The sequence below is a fragment of the Streptomyces lacaronensis genome (assembly GCF_047337785.1).
Classification (GTDB): domain Bacteria; phylum Actinomycetota; class Actinomycetes; order Streptomycetales; family Streptomycetaceae; genus Streptomyces; species Streptomyces lycopersici.
Genome location: NZ_JBLHDK010000003.1, coordinates 2,926,267 through 2,941,009 on the forward strand (window position 1 = coordinate 2,926,267; position 14,743 = coordinate 2,941,009).

Annotated in this window: 7 protein-coding genes; all 7 read right to left on the bottom strand. The window is 72.5% G+C overall.

The genetic code is table 11. The annotated features are described in order from the left end of the window. Positions 1-399 precede the first annotated feature (399 nt). The 7 genes from ACMTAK_RS12350 to ACMTAK_RS12380 all read right to left on the bottom strand — a co-directional run bounded on the left by ACMTAK_RS12350 (position 400) and on the right by ACMTAK_RS12380 (position 14,731). The gene (locus ACMTAK_RS12350) at positions 400-1,140 is read right to left on the bottom strand and encodes a TetR/AcrR family transcriptional regulator (protein WP_020867241.1); all 741 of its coding nucleotides are present in this window, start codon (positions 1,138-1,140) and stop codon (positions 400-402) included. A gap of 731 nt (positions 1,141-1,871) precedes the next feature. Continuing rightward, positions 1,872-3,305, bottom strand: coding sequence for a cytochrome P450 (locus ACMTAK_RS12355; protein WP_413806257.1), 1,434 nt, complete (start codon positions 3,303-3,305; stop codon positions 1,872-1,874). Continuing rightward, the gene (locus ACMTAK_RS12360) at positions 3,302-4,228 is read right to left on the bottom strand and encodes an SDR family NAD(P)-dependent oxidoreductase (RefSeq protein ID WP_413806258.1); all 927 of its coding nucleotides are present in this window, start codon (positions 4,226-4,228) and stop codon (positions 3,302-3,304) included. Before ACMTAK_RS12360 ends, ACMTAK_RS12355 begins: the two co-directional genes overlap by 4 nt. Beyond that, positions 4,225-4,662, bottom strand: coding sequence for an ester cyclase (locus ACMTAK_RS12365; RefSeq protein ID WP_037964560.1), 438 nt, complete (start codon positions 4,660-4,662; stop codon positions 4,225-4,227). Before ACMTAK_RS12365 ends, ACMTAK_RS12360 begins: the two co-directional genes overlap by 4 nt. Before the next feature lie 11 nt (positions 4,663-4,673). Next, positions 4,674-7,076, bottom strand: a complete 2,403-nt coding sequence (locus ACMTAK_RS12370; protein ID WP_413806259.1) for an SDR family NAD(P)-dependent oxidoreductase — start codon at positions 7,074-7,076, stop codon at positions 4,674-4,676. After that, positions 7,073-13,138, bottom strand: a complete 6,066-nt coding sequence (locus tag ACMTAK_RS12375; protein WP_413806260.1) for an SDR family oxidoreductase — start codon at positions 13,136-13,138, stop codon at positions 7,073-7,075. Before ACMTAK_RS12375 ends, ACMTAK_RS12370 begins: the two co-directional genes overlap by 4 nt. 48 nt (positions 13,139-13,186) lie before the next feature. Beyond that, positions 13,187-14,731 carry an acyltransferase domain-containing protein gene (locus ACMTAK_RS12380; protein ID WP_413806261.1) on the bottom strand — a complete coding sequence of 515 codons (1,545 nt, stop codon included), beginning with the start codon at positions 14,729-14,731 and terminating at the stop codon, positions 13,187-13,189. Positions 14,732-14,743 lie beyond the last annotated feature (12 nt).

A 14,743-nucleotide genomic window follows, 5' to 3' on the forward strand; every position in this document is an offset into this window, starting at 1 on the left:
TGGTATGGGACCCGCTGCGCTCGTCCTCGACGGTCACCGTGGACAGCCAGGCGTACGGGCGAGACCCAGGACGCCACGTGGGTCCCGACGACCGGGCCCCTCGGGAGCGCTGGAGATGGGCCGTGTAGCCAATGCCGTCACATCCCCCGTTCTACACCGGTTACCAGGGTCCGCACGATCCGGACACGCCGCTCCGTCTTGTCAACGGGCCCCGGCCCCCAGCCCCCGAACAGGCGACAAGGGCCCGGCTCCGGCATGATCCGGACGGGCATTGCCACAGCTTACGCCTCTCGGTGTACACATGTACGGAGCGATACCCCGATGTGACCTTCGAAGGGGCGCCGGGCGGGTGACCGGCGAACGCCCCCGGGCCGGTGTCCGGGGGGCCTTCGGATGACCTCAGACGACCTCTTCGTAGAACTCCGAGATGTCCAGCACCCGGCACAGGTCGCGGAGCTCGAACTCGAAGAAGTGCTGGCCCTCGGAGAGCGCGAAGGACATATGGCCGAGCGCCTCCATGGAGATCACCCCGTACAGCCGCACCCAGCAGCGGAGCATCACGGCGATGGCTCCGGGGGGCATGTCGACGTCCTGGTCCTCGCTGAGCGCGGTGAGGGTCTGCGCGAGGCCGGGGTCGAGCTCCTCGACCTCGGGGGCGGGGAAGCCCCGCACCCGCCACAGGTCGGCGACCAGATCGGAGTACACGGAGCCGAAGACCCAGCTCATATGGCGCTCGGGCTTGGTCTCCTCGCGGCCGAGCCCCGGGGCCCAGGGGCCGAGGATCAGCCCGAACTCATGGGGATGCTTGATCGCCCAGACGCGCAGCGCGCGGGCGCCGCTGATCCACCGGCGGCCCGGCTCCTCCTCGGGGTGCTGGCCGAGGACCCCCTGCATGAAGCGGGCCATCTCCTCGAAAATGTCCACACGCAGCTGAAGGATCAGCGCATCCCGGCTACTGAAGTAGCGGTAGACGGCCGGCGCGGTCATGCCCATCTCACGCGCGATGGCCCGGATGGTCACGTTTTCCGGGCCCTCCTGAACCAGGAGCGTCCGGGCGACGTCCTTGATTTCACGGATGGTCGCGATGCGCAGCCGCTCGCGCCGTGAGTACGGTGCGACGTGCGCTTCCCCTGGCGACACGCGTCCCCCTCCCTGATGCTGCGCCGCTCGACAACCCGGCGTACACGCACACGATACCGCGCCTCCGTTTAGTGAACAGCGGCGGTGACAGTGCCTCTGGTTCAACTGCTAGCCCCCTGACCCTGCCACAGATCCGCGGGGTTGCCCCGCCGGATGGCTCAGCGACCACCATCCGGGTCACCCGGGGACGCGGGGGAGCGTCCGCACATACGTCGGACATTCATTCGGAGGCATTGTGCGCGAGTGCTCCGGGGAGCGGACGGGGGACATTGGACGGCCACACTGGGCGCCACCTGGGAGTAAACGGCCGTAGCGATCGTGAAATGAAGTTCTTGCCCGTCCCGGCGCACCTGGGGAAAGGGTCCGTCCCACCCCTTCCACCAGGAACGTCAAGAAAACCGACCGGTCGGCGCGGTGGATTTCCGACCCGGCCCGGGAACGGTTTCCGCGGCCCGCCGGAGGGCGTCGCCCCGGCGCCGGAGCGCTGCCGCGCGGTCGGCCCGGGCCTCGTCCTTCGTGTCCCGCCGTACATCTTCCGCATTCTCGTCCGCATCGCCACGGGACGCGTTTCCCCCGAAAAGCGCCCGCGTCCCGGGGATAACGATCCACCGCCATGAACCCCTGCTTCTGACGGTGCGCCGGGTTTCCCGGGCCGGGGCGCGCGGGCGAAATCGGGAAAGGCGACGGAGTGGTCCTGGGCCGGAACTCCCATTCCGCTTCCGCCCTCCGGCCTACGGGTGATGGGGGCAGGCGGCGGGGGCGGCGGGAGCGGTCCGGCGGGACGGGCGGGGCGCGGCGGTGGATCGCTCGCGCGGAGTCACCGTCACCATCACGTCCTTGAGCGGCCGCAGCGAGATCACCGGTGAGCCGTACCGCAGTTCGGTTCCCGGGATCCGGCTGATCCGGAAGCGCTGGTTCACCATGGCCACGATGATGCGCAGCTCCAGCAGCGCCATGAAGTTGCCGACGCACTGCCGGGGCCCCGAGCCGAACGGGAGATACGCCATCCGCGGCCGCTCCTTGATGGCCTGCGGGGTGAACCGGTACGGGTCGAAGGCCAGCGGGTTGTCCCAGTGGTGCGGGTTGTGGTGGGAGACCAGCGGGGACAGCAGGATCGAGGAGCCCGGCTCGATACCGTAGCCGCCGAGGGTGTCCGCCTCGACGGCCGCCCGGGGGAAGATCCAGATGGGCGGGTGCATCCGCAGACTCTCGTCGACGACCATCTTCGTGTACGTCAGCCCCTCGGCGCTCTCCGCGTCCGGCAGCCCGCCGCCGAGCACCGTGCCGATCTCGGCGTCCAGTTCCTCCTGGACGCCGGGGTGAGCGGCGACCGACAGCAGCGTCCAGCACAGGGAGACGGCGGTGGTCTCATGGCCGGCCAGATAGACCGTGAGCAACTCGTCCTTGATCTGCTGATCGGTCCAGGGCTCACCGGTGGCCGGGTCGGTGGCCCGCTCCATCAGCGCGATCAGCGGCCCCTCCCCCGTCTCCGCGTAGCTCCGGCGCACATCGGCCACGATGCGGTCGAAGACCCGGTGGATCCTGAGGATCTTGCGCTGACGGTCCGTCGGCACCCAGGAGGGCAGCATCTCGGTGGCGGTGCCGCGGCGGAACATCACCTCCACCACATCGTCCACGATCGTCTTCAGCAGGGCCGAGTCCGGCTTGATGTCGTAGGCGAACAGCGAGCGGGAGAGGGTGACCAGGGTCAGCCGCAGCATGTCGGTCATCAGGTCGACCGGCTCACCGGCGGCTGCCTTGCGCTCCCAGGTCTCCAGCATCTCCTCGGTGGCCCGGATGATGTTGGGGATGATGTCGGTGATGGCGTTCTTGAGGAAGACCGGCTGCACCGCCCGCCGGTGGGCGCGCCAGAACTCGCCGTCGGTGGTGAGCAGTCCCTTGCCCATGACGACGCCGAACTGCTCGTAGAGCGGGCCGCGGACGTAGTTGCCGTTGTTCTCCACCAGCACCCGGCGCACCGCCTCGGGCTCGGTCACCTGGTGCACCAGGAACGGGCCGAGCCGCATCCGGACGATCTCGCCGTGGTCGCGTTGCAGACCGAGCAGGAATTCGGCGGTGTTCCGCTTCCAGGGGCCCAGACTGCCCAGCAGCGGGGCGCCCTTGGGGCCGGGTGCGATGCGCGGCGCGGAGGTCGCTGTGGTCATCGGTGGTCTCCTTGCTTTCGCGGCCGCGGCCCGCGGGGCACCGGAAACAGGCGGCGCACGAAGAGATGGTCGAAAAGGACGTCGGAGGTGAGGCGCCGCAGGGCGATGGTGCTGTGGGCGAGGAGTCCGACGGGGTAGCGGGCGCGCGGCCGGGAGCCGCGGGCGCCCTTGGCCACCACCTTCGCCACCCGGCGGGCCACATCGTCCGACTGGATCGCGAAGGTGCCCGCCAGGGTCCGGCGGCTGCCGGTGTAGATCGCCTCGAAGTACTCGGCGCTCTCCCGGCGGAAGGTCTCGTACGTCCGGCTCACCGGCCGCAGATTGGCCACGTAGGTGGCGCCGAAGCGGGTGGTGCGCACCGGGCCCGGCTCGACGAGGACGACCCGCACCCCGAAGTCGGCCACCTCGTTCCGCAGCGAGTCGCTTAAGCCCTCCACGGCGTGCTTGGTGGCGTTGTAGAAGCCCGAGCCGGGGACGGCGTAACGGCCGAAGATGGAGGAGACGTTGACGATGGTGCCGCCGCCGTGGGCGCGCATCGCGGGCAGCACCAGCTGGCTGAGCCGGACCAGGCCGTACACATTGGTCTCGAACTGCTCGCGCACCTCGGCCAGGGAGGCCTCCTCGATACAGCCCGACATGGCGTAGCCCGCGCTGTTGACCAGCGCCCCTACCGCGCCGTGCGCCGCCTCGACCTTGGCGACGGCGGTGGCCATGGACTCCTCGTCGGTGACGTCGAGCGCCATGGTGCGGATGCCTGAGCCAGCGAGCTCCGCCAGCGTCTCGGGCCGCCGCGCGGTGGCGTACACGGCGTGCCCGGCCCGGTGCAGCCGCAGCGCGCACGCGCGGCCGATTCCGGAGGAGCAGCCGGTGATGAGGACCGGGATGCCGGCCCCGGGGCCCGGGGCCGGCTCATGGCCGGTCACGCGGGGGGCGCGTCGAACGCCCCGAGCTGGGTGGCGAGGTCGTAGGAGTCCATGGAGAACCAGCTCTCCACGATCTTGCCCTCGTCGTTGAACTCGTCGATGACGATGCCGGGGATCTCCAGCTTGCGGCCCTGCGCCGGGATGAGGCCCGCGTAGTCGTCGCCGGTGTGGGTGCCGCGCGCGGTGAAGCGGCTGACGACCTTGTTCCCCTCCAGGATCCAGTCGTCCACGGTGACGTGGAGGTCGGGGAAGGAGGCGCGCTGGAGCCGCACCCACTCCTTCAGGTGCTCCACGCCCTCCTTGCCGTTGGCGGCGGTGCCGTGGCTGATGTGGTCCTCGGTGGCGCCCTCGTAGATGACGTCGAGATTGCCCTTGTTGAGGCACTCCTCGTAGTAGCGCGCGAGGACGGCCTTGTTCTGCTCGGGAGTGGACATGAACTGCCTTTCTATTCCGTCGTGTTTCCCAGCGGGCCGGAGAGTCCCGAGACGGTCGCCACGGGGTCCCCGGAGTCTGCGTCGGTGATCCGCCAGACGCCGAGCGAGGGATCGCCCTCGACACGGGTGGGTCCGCGTTCGGCGGAGTGCGGTGCGATCCGGCCGAGGATCAGGGGGTCGGCGGTGACCGAGAGCCCGTCGCCCTGGGTGGTGCACCGCCGCACCACGTTCTCCAGCGCGGCGACGGGGAGGGCCGTCCCCGGCACGTACGGCGTCGCCCACAGGTCGACCGGCAGACAGCGCGGGACCTCGGCCACCAGGCGGCCCTCCGGCCCCGCCGTCCACGCGGAGAGCGGCACCACGGCGCCGCGCCAGTGCAGGAAGGGCGGCCCGGAGCGGAGGGTGGTGGTCTGAGGCACCTCGGGGCGCGGCGGGGCGGGCGGCCGTGGCGCGCCGGTCTCGTGGACGATGCGCAGGCTCGCCTCCGGGCCGCCCCCACCGCCCTCGTGGCGGTAGCGGACCTCCACGATCCAGTCGTGCCCCTCGTGGAAGCCGCGGATCTCGCGGACCAGCCGGATCGCGGGGCCGTCGAGGCTCAGCAGCGCCAGCGGCACCACGATCTCCTCCAGCGCACCGGCCCGCAGCGCCGGGAAGTCCTCCGGGACGATCCATTCGGCGGCCCGCAGGGCGTTCTCCAGCAGGAGGGAGGGCGGCAGTGCGGGGGTGCCGTCGATGCGGAAGTCACCGAGCGCGGGGGTGTGTTCGGGGTCGAAGACGACGCGTGCCGTCAGCTGGGCGTGCGGCTGGTAGGAGGTCACCTCGCCGAGGTGGAAGACCTTCGGATAGGCGGCGGCGAAGCCGGGCAGCGCGGGCACCACCGGGTAGCCGATGGCCTGCCCCGGGTCGATGGCCTTGCCCAGCGGTCCGACGAAGGTGACCTCGCCCTCGGACCCCGCCAGCAGTTCGGCCCGCCAGCGCTCAAGACCGTCCGCCACGTCGATCGCGGCCATGTAGCGCAGGGTGGCGGCGAAGTTGGCGATCAGCCCGATGCGGTCCCAGGTGGGCCAGGCGAGGGTCATCACGGGGAACGCGGCCCGGCGGGCGGCCCACTGGCCCAGCCGTGCGAGACCGTCGTTGGCCGCCGCGTATTCGAGCTGGCCGACCATGCCGCCGAGCCGTCCGGTGAGGGAGCCGACGCTGCAGAAGAACTTCAGGTCGCGCCTCCGCACCTCCTCGAAGACGTTGAGGAAGCCCTCGATCTTTACCTCGACGGTGCGCAGGATCTCCTCGTCGGTCTTCTTCGGCAGCCGGGCGGAGGTGTCCACCCCGGCGTTGTGCACCACCCCGGCGAGCCGGCCGCCCTCCAGCGCGTCCTCGCGCCGGATGAGCTCGCGCACCTGGGCACGGTCGGTGAAGTCGCAGCGCGCGTACTCGATGCGCAGCCCCTCGCGCCGGGCGGAGGTCAGATGGGTGGCCAGCTCCCACAGCCGTCGGGTGCGGGCCAGCCGGCCGCGGACCACGGCGGGCGACTCGCCCTTGGTACGGCCCGCCCAGACCTGCTTCTCGTACGCCTTCCACCCGGCCTCGTCCACGCCGAACCAGGGCTCGTCCCCGCTGGGGAACGGCTCCCGGCCGGTCACCACGACCCGTGCGCCGTGCCGGGCGGCCAGCGACCTGGCCAGCTCCCAGCCGATGCCCCGGCCGCCGCCCGAGATCAGCACGGTGTCCTCGGGGCCGAGGGTGAGGGCGGGCGCGGCCACGGGCCGGTCCTCGGGGGTGAGGGTGTACCGGCGGCCGTCGCGGTAGCCGACCTCGATCTCACCGGTGCGGCCGAGTTCGGCGGCGACGATGCCGGGCAGTTCGGCGGAGGCGGCCAGGTCGATGTCGACGACGCGGGCGGCCACGTTGGGGAACTCCCGGTGGAGGGTCTTGGCGAGCCCCGCCCAGATGCCGCCGAGCGGCTGCTCAAGACCGTCCCGCGGATGCTGGCCCATCCCGCCGCCGAGGTAGCTGACGGCGAGATAGCACAGCCGGTCCGCGGCGGTCTCGGCCGCCCAGTCGTCGTATGTGCCGCGCAGCGCGGTCACGGTCTCGGTCAGCGCCCGCCGCCAGGCCCCGGCGGAGGCGGCCCGGTCTGGGTCGTACGCCCGGCCCACGGTGAGGTCGACGATGGCGTCCACGGGGCCGGGGCCGTCCGGCCCCCGGCGCACCAGCGCGCCGTGCTCCTTCAGTTCGCGCTCCACACCGGCGGCGATGTCCTCCTCGCCGCCGATCAGCAGCACCCGCAGCCCGGCGAGCCGGGGGTGCGGCCCGGCGGGGCGGGGCAGCTCGGTGAGGCGCCACACCATCCGGGCCACCGGCTGGACCGGCGCGTCCTCCTGAGCCACGGTCATGTCGGGCCGAGTCACGGTCATGTCCGGTCCTCCCCCGCCGGTGCCTGCTCCAGCGGGACGGCCTCGCCGGTCTCGGCGTCGATGTAGCCGATGAGGGTGGCCCGCATGTCCTTCATCTGGAGCAGCATCCGGCCGTCGGGCCGCACCGCCACGAAGCGGTTGCTGATGGTGTCGGCCGTCAGATCGAAGCCGGGCGGGGTCACGAAGAGGTCGATGTCCTCTCCGGACGCGGCCAGGTCGTGGTCGCTGATCTCCTCGTACAGATCGATCCGGCGGATCGACAGCGGTGCGGCCACCGGCACCAGATGCCCGTCGACCAGATCCAGCACCCCCACCCGGGCCAGCCCGTCGAGCAGGATGCTCGGCACGGTGAAGCGGGACCACACCGGATCACCGGCCGGGACGTCGGGCGCGTAGCGGGCGCGCTTGCCCCGGGGGTGGATCCGGGTGTCGGTGGTGGAGACGAAGGGGCCGGTCAGCCGCACCGGGGAGCCGGGCTGGTGGTACGGGTCGGGGACCGGGGTCTCCTCCCCCGCCGGCCACTCCTCCCAGCGCGGCGCGGTGGGCGGCTCGGTGTCGAGCAGTACCCGGGCCAGGAAGTGCACCCGGTCCTTCACCAGGACCACTCCGCTGGGAGCGACCACGTCCTCGGTGATCCGCACCTGGACGACGGTCACCTCCCCGGGGCCGTCCACCAGTTCGGCGCGGACGCGCCTGGGACCGGCCGGGATGTCGCGGTAGACCCGCAGGAAGTGTTCGAAGCGCAGATCCTCGAAGGCGATCACCCGCTTGCCGGGGACCAGGGCCCGGGCGGCCTCGGCGGCCAGCTCGGTGACGAAGGTGCCGGGCAGGGTGGCCTCGCCGCGCACCGTGTGGTGTTCGAGATAGCCGTCGGTGTCCAGGTCGAAGGGGCATTCGTAGACCACGGACCGCTCGTCGGACTCCACCAGTCGGCGCAGGAAGAACCCGGGCCGCTCCGCCTCGCCGGTGACCGGCCGCTCCGCCTCGCCCGTGGTCCCCAGGTAGCCGGGGTAGAAGCGCTCCACCGTGGCGCGTTCGGCGTCGCCGAGGTGGACCACGGAGGGGCGCCGCACGGGCGCGTGGAGCTCCTGGACGAAGTGGTGGATGCCCTCGGTGATGGCCATGTTGCTGTACGAGCCCGCGCGCTCGTAGTACGCCTTGGTCAGCTCGTTGGCGCCCATGCCGACGCCTTCCCACAGCGTCCAGCCGATGGTGAACTCGTCCGTCGGCGAATCGGTGGCGCGGGTGTGGGTCGCGGCGGCGGCCAGGAAATCGTTGGCCGCGGCGTAGTCGGCCTCCCCCAGCTGCCCGAAGTAGCCGAGCAGCGAGCCGAAGTTGCACCACAGCCGGGGCGGCGCGGTGCGCAGAGCGTGCCTGAGGTGGAGGTAGGAGTCCAGCTTCAGATCGCGGATGGAGGTGAACTCGGCGAAGCTCTTGTCCTTGATCAGCCCGGAGCGCTGCAATCCGGCGGCGTTGACCAGCAGGTCGATCCGCCCCCGCTCGTCCAGCACCCGGCCGATCGCCCGGTCCACCGCCGCTCCGTCGCGCATGTCGCAGGCGAGGTAGGTGACCCGTCCGGCGCCGCTGTGGGCGGCCATCTCGTCCAGGTTCCGCTTCGCCCAGCGGGCGTTGACCATGCGGTCGAAGGCGCGGTTGATGTCGGCCACGGTGCGGCCGTCGCGCCGGGCGATCTCCGTCTTGATGTAGCCGGCGCGGCGGGCGGCGAACTCCTCGTCGGTGCCCTGGTACGTCTCCGGCGGGTAGTCGTCGAGGGAGTTGCTGCCCAGCACGTAGATCCGGGACCGGAAGTGTTCGGCCACCGCCTTGACCACCTCGGCGGTGATGCCCCGGGCGCCCCCGGCGACCACCACGACCGAGTCCGGGCCGAGGACGGCCGGCGCCCCCGCCCCCAGGTCGTTCGGCTCGTCGGAGAGCAGATACGCCTTGCGTACGCCGTCGAGGTCGAACACCGCCGGGAAGACCCGCTCGGCCGCGCTCTCCTCCTCGGCGCGGGCCATCGCCCCGGTGAGGTCGGTGGCCGAGGTGCACAGTGTGAAGGCGAGGCAGGCGTCACGCTCCAGGGCCGCGGTCTTCCACAGCCCGGTGAAGAGCCCGGTGTACGGATGCGGGATGCCGCCCGGCGCGGCGCCCAGCAGCAGCGCCACGGCCGAGGAGCCGGGGTCGCCCAGGTCGTCGTAGAGGTGCTGGAGGGTCAGATAGGCGGCGTCGTGCAGGGCGGTGAGGGCGGGCGCGGGGCCGTCCGTGGCCGCCCGGCCGAGGTCACCCACCACCCTGAGGTGGGTGACCCCGGGGCCCGCGCCCGCCAGGGCCCGGCGGACCGACTCCTCGGTGACCTCGGGCAGGTGGTGCCAGCCCGGGCGCGGGGCCGCGAGCGGCGCCGTGGACAGGACGGTGAGGTCCGCGTCCGGCGGCGCGGCGGCGGCGAGCGGCTCGGGGGCGTCGGTGAGCACCACCGCCCCGGCGGGCAGGAACGGGACGCGCTCGCGCACGGTGCGCGCGGGCAGCTCGGTCAGGACGGGAACCTGGCGGCGGACCCGTACCGGGGTGCCGTCCGCCAGCCGTCCGCCGGTGGCGAACGCGGCGGGCAGCGCGGCCGGGACCGCCTCCGGCCCCTCGGACTCCGGGCCGTGGGACTCGGGGCCGTCACCGGGGATGGTCAGCCGGAGCCGGGCCCCGGCGGCGCCCTCGCTCTCGTCGGTGGCGATCTCCACGGTTCCCGAGGGCCGGTGCAGCGCCCTGAGGACGGCGAGACCACCGGCCGCGCCCAGATAGCGGGCGTGCTCGGGCGCGGGCGCACCGCACAGCAGGATCTCGTCCGCGGTCTCTCCCCCGCGCCCCGCCTCGACGGCGCCGAGCGGCTCGTCCACGTACGCGAGCACCTCGAGCCCGGCGGCGCGGGCCCGCTCCTCGGTGGTGAGCGCGAACAGGAAGGCCCCCTCGGCGAGTTCCCTGGCCTCGGGCGGCAGCAGCTCGCCGATCAGTGTCCGGTATTCGGGGAGGCTGTTGCCGTTGATCCCGCCCGCGAGCGCGAAGTCCAGCTCACCGGTGCGCAGATAGCGGCCCGCGGAGGTGATGGAGGAGACGGCGGAGGCGAAGCCGGAGTCCATCGTCATGTTCGGGCCGTTGAGGTCGAAGTAGTTCGCCACCCGGGCCGAGATGATGTTGGGCATCTGGCCGGGGAAGGAGTCCTCGTTGGAGGCCGGGATCATGCCGCGTACCCGCTCGCCGAGCCGCTCCAGGACACCGGGCAGGGCGTCGGAGCGCAGTTCGCCCAGCGCCTCGGCGATGTCGTCGAGGTAGCAGCGGTTGGCGTAGAGCATCGCGGCGCGGGTCGGGCCCATATGGCCGACGAACACCCCGGTCTTGAGCGCCCGCTCCTGCCAGAAGTCCGGCATCTGGTCGCGCAGTTGATGGGCGCACTCCACGATCATCAGCTGGCAGCGGTCCAGGGCGCGGATGGTCTTGGGCGGCAGCCGGACCTTGCTGAACGGCGGCGCCGGGTACTCGTCGCCGAAGCTGTCGCGGGGGCGCGGACCGCCGCCCAGCCAGCGGGTGACCTCCTCGCGGCCCGCCAGCCCCGGCAGATGGGCCGACCAGCCGACGATCGCCACCCGGCTGCCGGTGTCCGGGACCTTGGTGACGGTCGCGGGGGCCCGGTCGGTGGCGGTGGCGGCTCCGGCGGCGGGGCGCGCCCGGTGCTCGGAGACGATCAGATGGGCGTTGGTGCCGCCGAAGCCGAAGCCCGACACCGCGGCCAGCCGGGGGCTGTCGGACTGCTCCGGCCAGCTCTTGTGCTCGGGGGTGATCTCCAGTCCGGTCTCGGCGAGCCGGAAGTCCTCGCGGGGCCTGGAGAAGCGGAACTGGCCGGGGATGGTGTGCTCGGCCAGGCCCAGCAGGTTCTCGATGAGCGAGACCACGCCCGCCGCCCAGCCGGTGTGGCCGATCAGGGACTTGTTGGAGGTGACCGCGGCCGGCCCGGCGGTGCCGTAGTACTCCCGCAGCGTGGTGAACTCGGCGAGGTCACCGGCCGGGGTGCCGGTGGCGTGGGCGTTGACCCAGCTCACCTCGGTGCCCTCGACCTCGCCCGCCTCCAGGGCGCGCCGCACCGCGAGGCTCTGACCGGCGGCGTTCGGGGCGTAGACGGCCTTGCCCTTGCCGTCCGAGGACGAGCCGAACGCGCGGAGCACCCCGAGCACCTCGTCGCCGTCGGCCCGCGCCCGGCTCAGCCGCTTGAGGACGACCAGCGCGGCGCCGTCGGCGAAGATCACGCCATCGGCGTCCTCGTCCAGCGCGTGCACCTCACCGCGCTTGGAGAGCCCCTGGAGCTTGGAGAAGAGCACGGTGCCGCGCGGGGCGAGCGCGAAGGCGCCGCCGCAGACGGCGATGTCCTGCTTGCCCATCAGCAGGCCCTTGGCCGCGATGTCGATCGCGTACAGCGACGAGGAGCAGGCGGTGTCCACCATGTGCAGCTCGGTGGAGGGCGGCAGCAGACCGCGCATCGCCAGCTCTCCGACGCGGTGCGGCAGGAAGCGCGAGCGGTCCTGTCCGGCGCGCCAGTAGCGGCGGTTCAGGGCCGCCTCGATGTCGCCGCCGAGGGTGGTGCGCTCGCCGTCGTCCAGCGGCAGGTCCCCGAGGATGTCGTGCGTCATCCGGGTGACGCTGTCCAGCACCCCGGCCTCTTCCAGGTGCTGGCTGCCGTCGGGGGTGTAGCCCACGACGAAGGAGCAGCGGTCGGAGTCCTGGTGGCGCACTCCGTCCAGGGCCTGGACCAGGCTGTGGCGCAGCCACATGGTGGTCAGCTCGTGGTCGTCCGCGCCCTCGGCCATGCTGTCGACGGAGCCGGGGGCGGCCTGGAAGTCCGTGATGAAGACGCAGCGGTCGGCGTACGCCTTGTCCTCGGCGGCGGTGTCGACGGCGTGGAAGTTCTCGTGCCGCCAGCGGTCCCGGGGGATCTTGACGAACAGCTCGTCACCGGTCGTACGGAGCTTCCAGAACTCCTCGGGGCTGTTCGCCCCGGCGACCGCCAGACCCATCCCGACGACGGCGATCGCGTCATCGGGGACGTCGGGGGGCACGGGCTCAGCGGCCACGACGGGCTCAGGCCCGGCCGTCAGGACGGGCTCGGGCGTCACGACGGGCTCGGGCTCGGCCGCCACGACGGGCTCGGGCGTCACGACGGGCTCGGGCTCGGCCGCCACGACGGGCTCCGGCGTCACGACGGGCTCCGGCTCCGGCGCGGCCTCCTCCCGTACGGGGGCCGCGGCGGGCGGCGACATGAGGGCGGCGCCCAGCGTCAGTCCCCCGTCGGCCAGCACCACCTGCCCGGTGATCCACCGCGAGGCGTCGGAGGCCAGGAAGGCGACGACGTCGGCGAACTCCTCCGGGGTGCCCAGCCGTCCGAAGGGGGTCGCCCTGGCGATCACCTCCTGCATCTCCCGGGCCCGCGGGAACTTGTCCGCGACCTCGCTCTCCAGCATGGCGGCCGAGGCGGTGTTCACCCGGATGCCCAGCGGGGCGTACTCCACGGCGAGATAGCGGGTGGCCGCCTCGGCGGCGGCCTTGGCGGGGGCGCAGGCCGAGTAGTTGGCCATCACCATCTGCGAGCCGCCGAGCGCCGAGACGGTGACGATCGACCCGCCGCCGCCCCGCGCCATCAGCGGGGCCGCGGCGCGGGCGCAGCGCAGTCCGCCCTTGTAGTTGGTGTCGATGGCCTTGGCGATGTCCTCGTCGGTCACCTCGGCCAGGGGCAGCAGGGCCCCGTTGGCGGCGCTGTTGACCAGGATGTCCAGCCGCCCGTGGCGCTCCTCGATCTCGGCGAACATCCGGTCGACCTGCTCCTGCCGGGCCACCGAGGCCCGGGCGAGCTCGACCCGGGCGCCGCTTGCCACCAGTTCGTCCCTGGTGCGCTTGGCCTGGTCGTGCGAGTGGAAGTAGTTGAGGACGACATCGGCGCCGCGGGCCGCGAGGGTCCGCGCGATCGCCTTGCCCACGCCCTTGGAACCCCCGGTGACCAGGGCCACCTTCCCCGTGAGGTCTTTCATGGGAACGACTGACTCCTTCTGCGACTGCTGCGACGAGGGGTGGGCGCTTCAGCCCGTGGCGGAGGCCGGTGTGTGGGCCCCGTGGTCGTTGAGCTGCTGGAGCACAAAATCGGTGATCTTGCCCATGGTGTTGTAGGTGGCCAGCCGGAAGCCGGACTCGCGCGGCGGCAGCCCGTAGCGGCTGGAGACCCTGGACAGGAGTTCGACCTGCTTGACGGAGTCGACGCCCAGCTCGGCCTCCAGCTGCACCTCGTCCTCGAAGACGTCCTCGGGGTATTCGAGCGCCTCGGCGTAGAGGGTCCGCAGCTCCCCGAAGAGCTGATCGCGGCCGTACCCCTCGGGCCGCGAACCGGACGCGGGGGCTTCCGGGGCCTCCGGCGCGGGAGCGGCCTCGGCGGCGGACTCCGGCTCGACGGCGGCCGCGGGCCGGGGCTCGGGCTCGGCGCCGCCGCCCTCGGTGGACTTGCGGAAGGCGTCCAGTTCGGTGCGGACCAGCTCCAGCACCATGTGGCCGCGCTCGCTCCAGTACGCCGCGAAGACGTCCGCGGGCACCGAGGGGGCCAGCAGCTCGGCGAGCCCGCCGCGCTCGGGCGACGCCAGACCGGCCTCGCGCAGCGCGTCGAGGGTTCCGTCGAGCGCGAGCCGGCCGCCGGTCACGGCCAGCGTGGGCAGCGACCGCACCGCGGAGCCGTCGGTCACCTTGGCGACCAGCTTGGAGAGCGCGGCGCGCCCGCCCGCCTCCACGAACACCTCGGCGCCGGTCTCCCGCAGGTGCCGTACGGCCGCGGCGAACCGCACCGGCCGGGTGAAGTGCTCGGCCAGCAGCTCGGCGAGGGCGTCGCCCGGCTCGTAGTAGCGCTGCAGGATCGGCGAGTAGACCGGGCGGTTCAGCGGACGCTGATCCAGCTTCGTCACGTACGCGGCGAACTCGGGGGCGGCGGGGGCGAGCGCCGGGGTGTGGAAGGGGAAGGGGGTGTCGATCTCGATGGCGCCCACGTCCAGCTGCCCGGCGATCGCCACGACCCGGTCCAGGATTCCGGCGGGGCCGCTGACCACGGTCTGCTCGTCGTGGTTCTCGGTGGCGACGGCCAGCAGCGGCTCGTCCACCAGCTCCAGCAGCTTGCGGGTGCGCTCGGCGCTCGCGGCCAGGGCCACCATGCGGCCGTCGACCCCGCCCTGCCGCTCGATCACGGCGACGCGCTGGGCGACGATCCGGACCCCGTCCTCGACCGAGAAGGCCCCGGCCGCCACCAGGGCGGTGATCTCGCCGAGGCTGTGCCCCGCCAGGACGTCGGGGGCGACGCCCTGGGCGGCGAGGATCTCGTAGGCCGCCAGACCGGCCCCGTAGATGGCGACCTGGGAGGCCCACGGGTCGTTGTCGAGCAGATCGCGCAGATCGGCCTCGCGCTCGCCGAAGAGCACCTCGGAGACGCGGCTGCCGTAGAGCTCCTCGGTCACGGTGTCGAGCCGCTCGAAGACCCGGCCGATCTGGGGATGGCGCTCCTTGGCACGGCGGAGCGCCTCGCCGTCGAAACCGCCTTGTCCGGGGAAGAGGAACGCCGTCGTGACGCCGGGGGACGGATTGCTGGACATGCCGATGCCTCC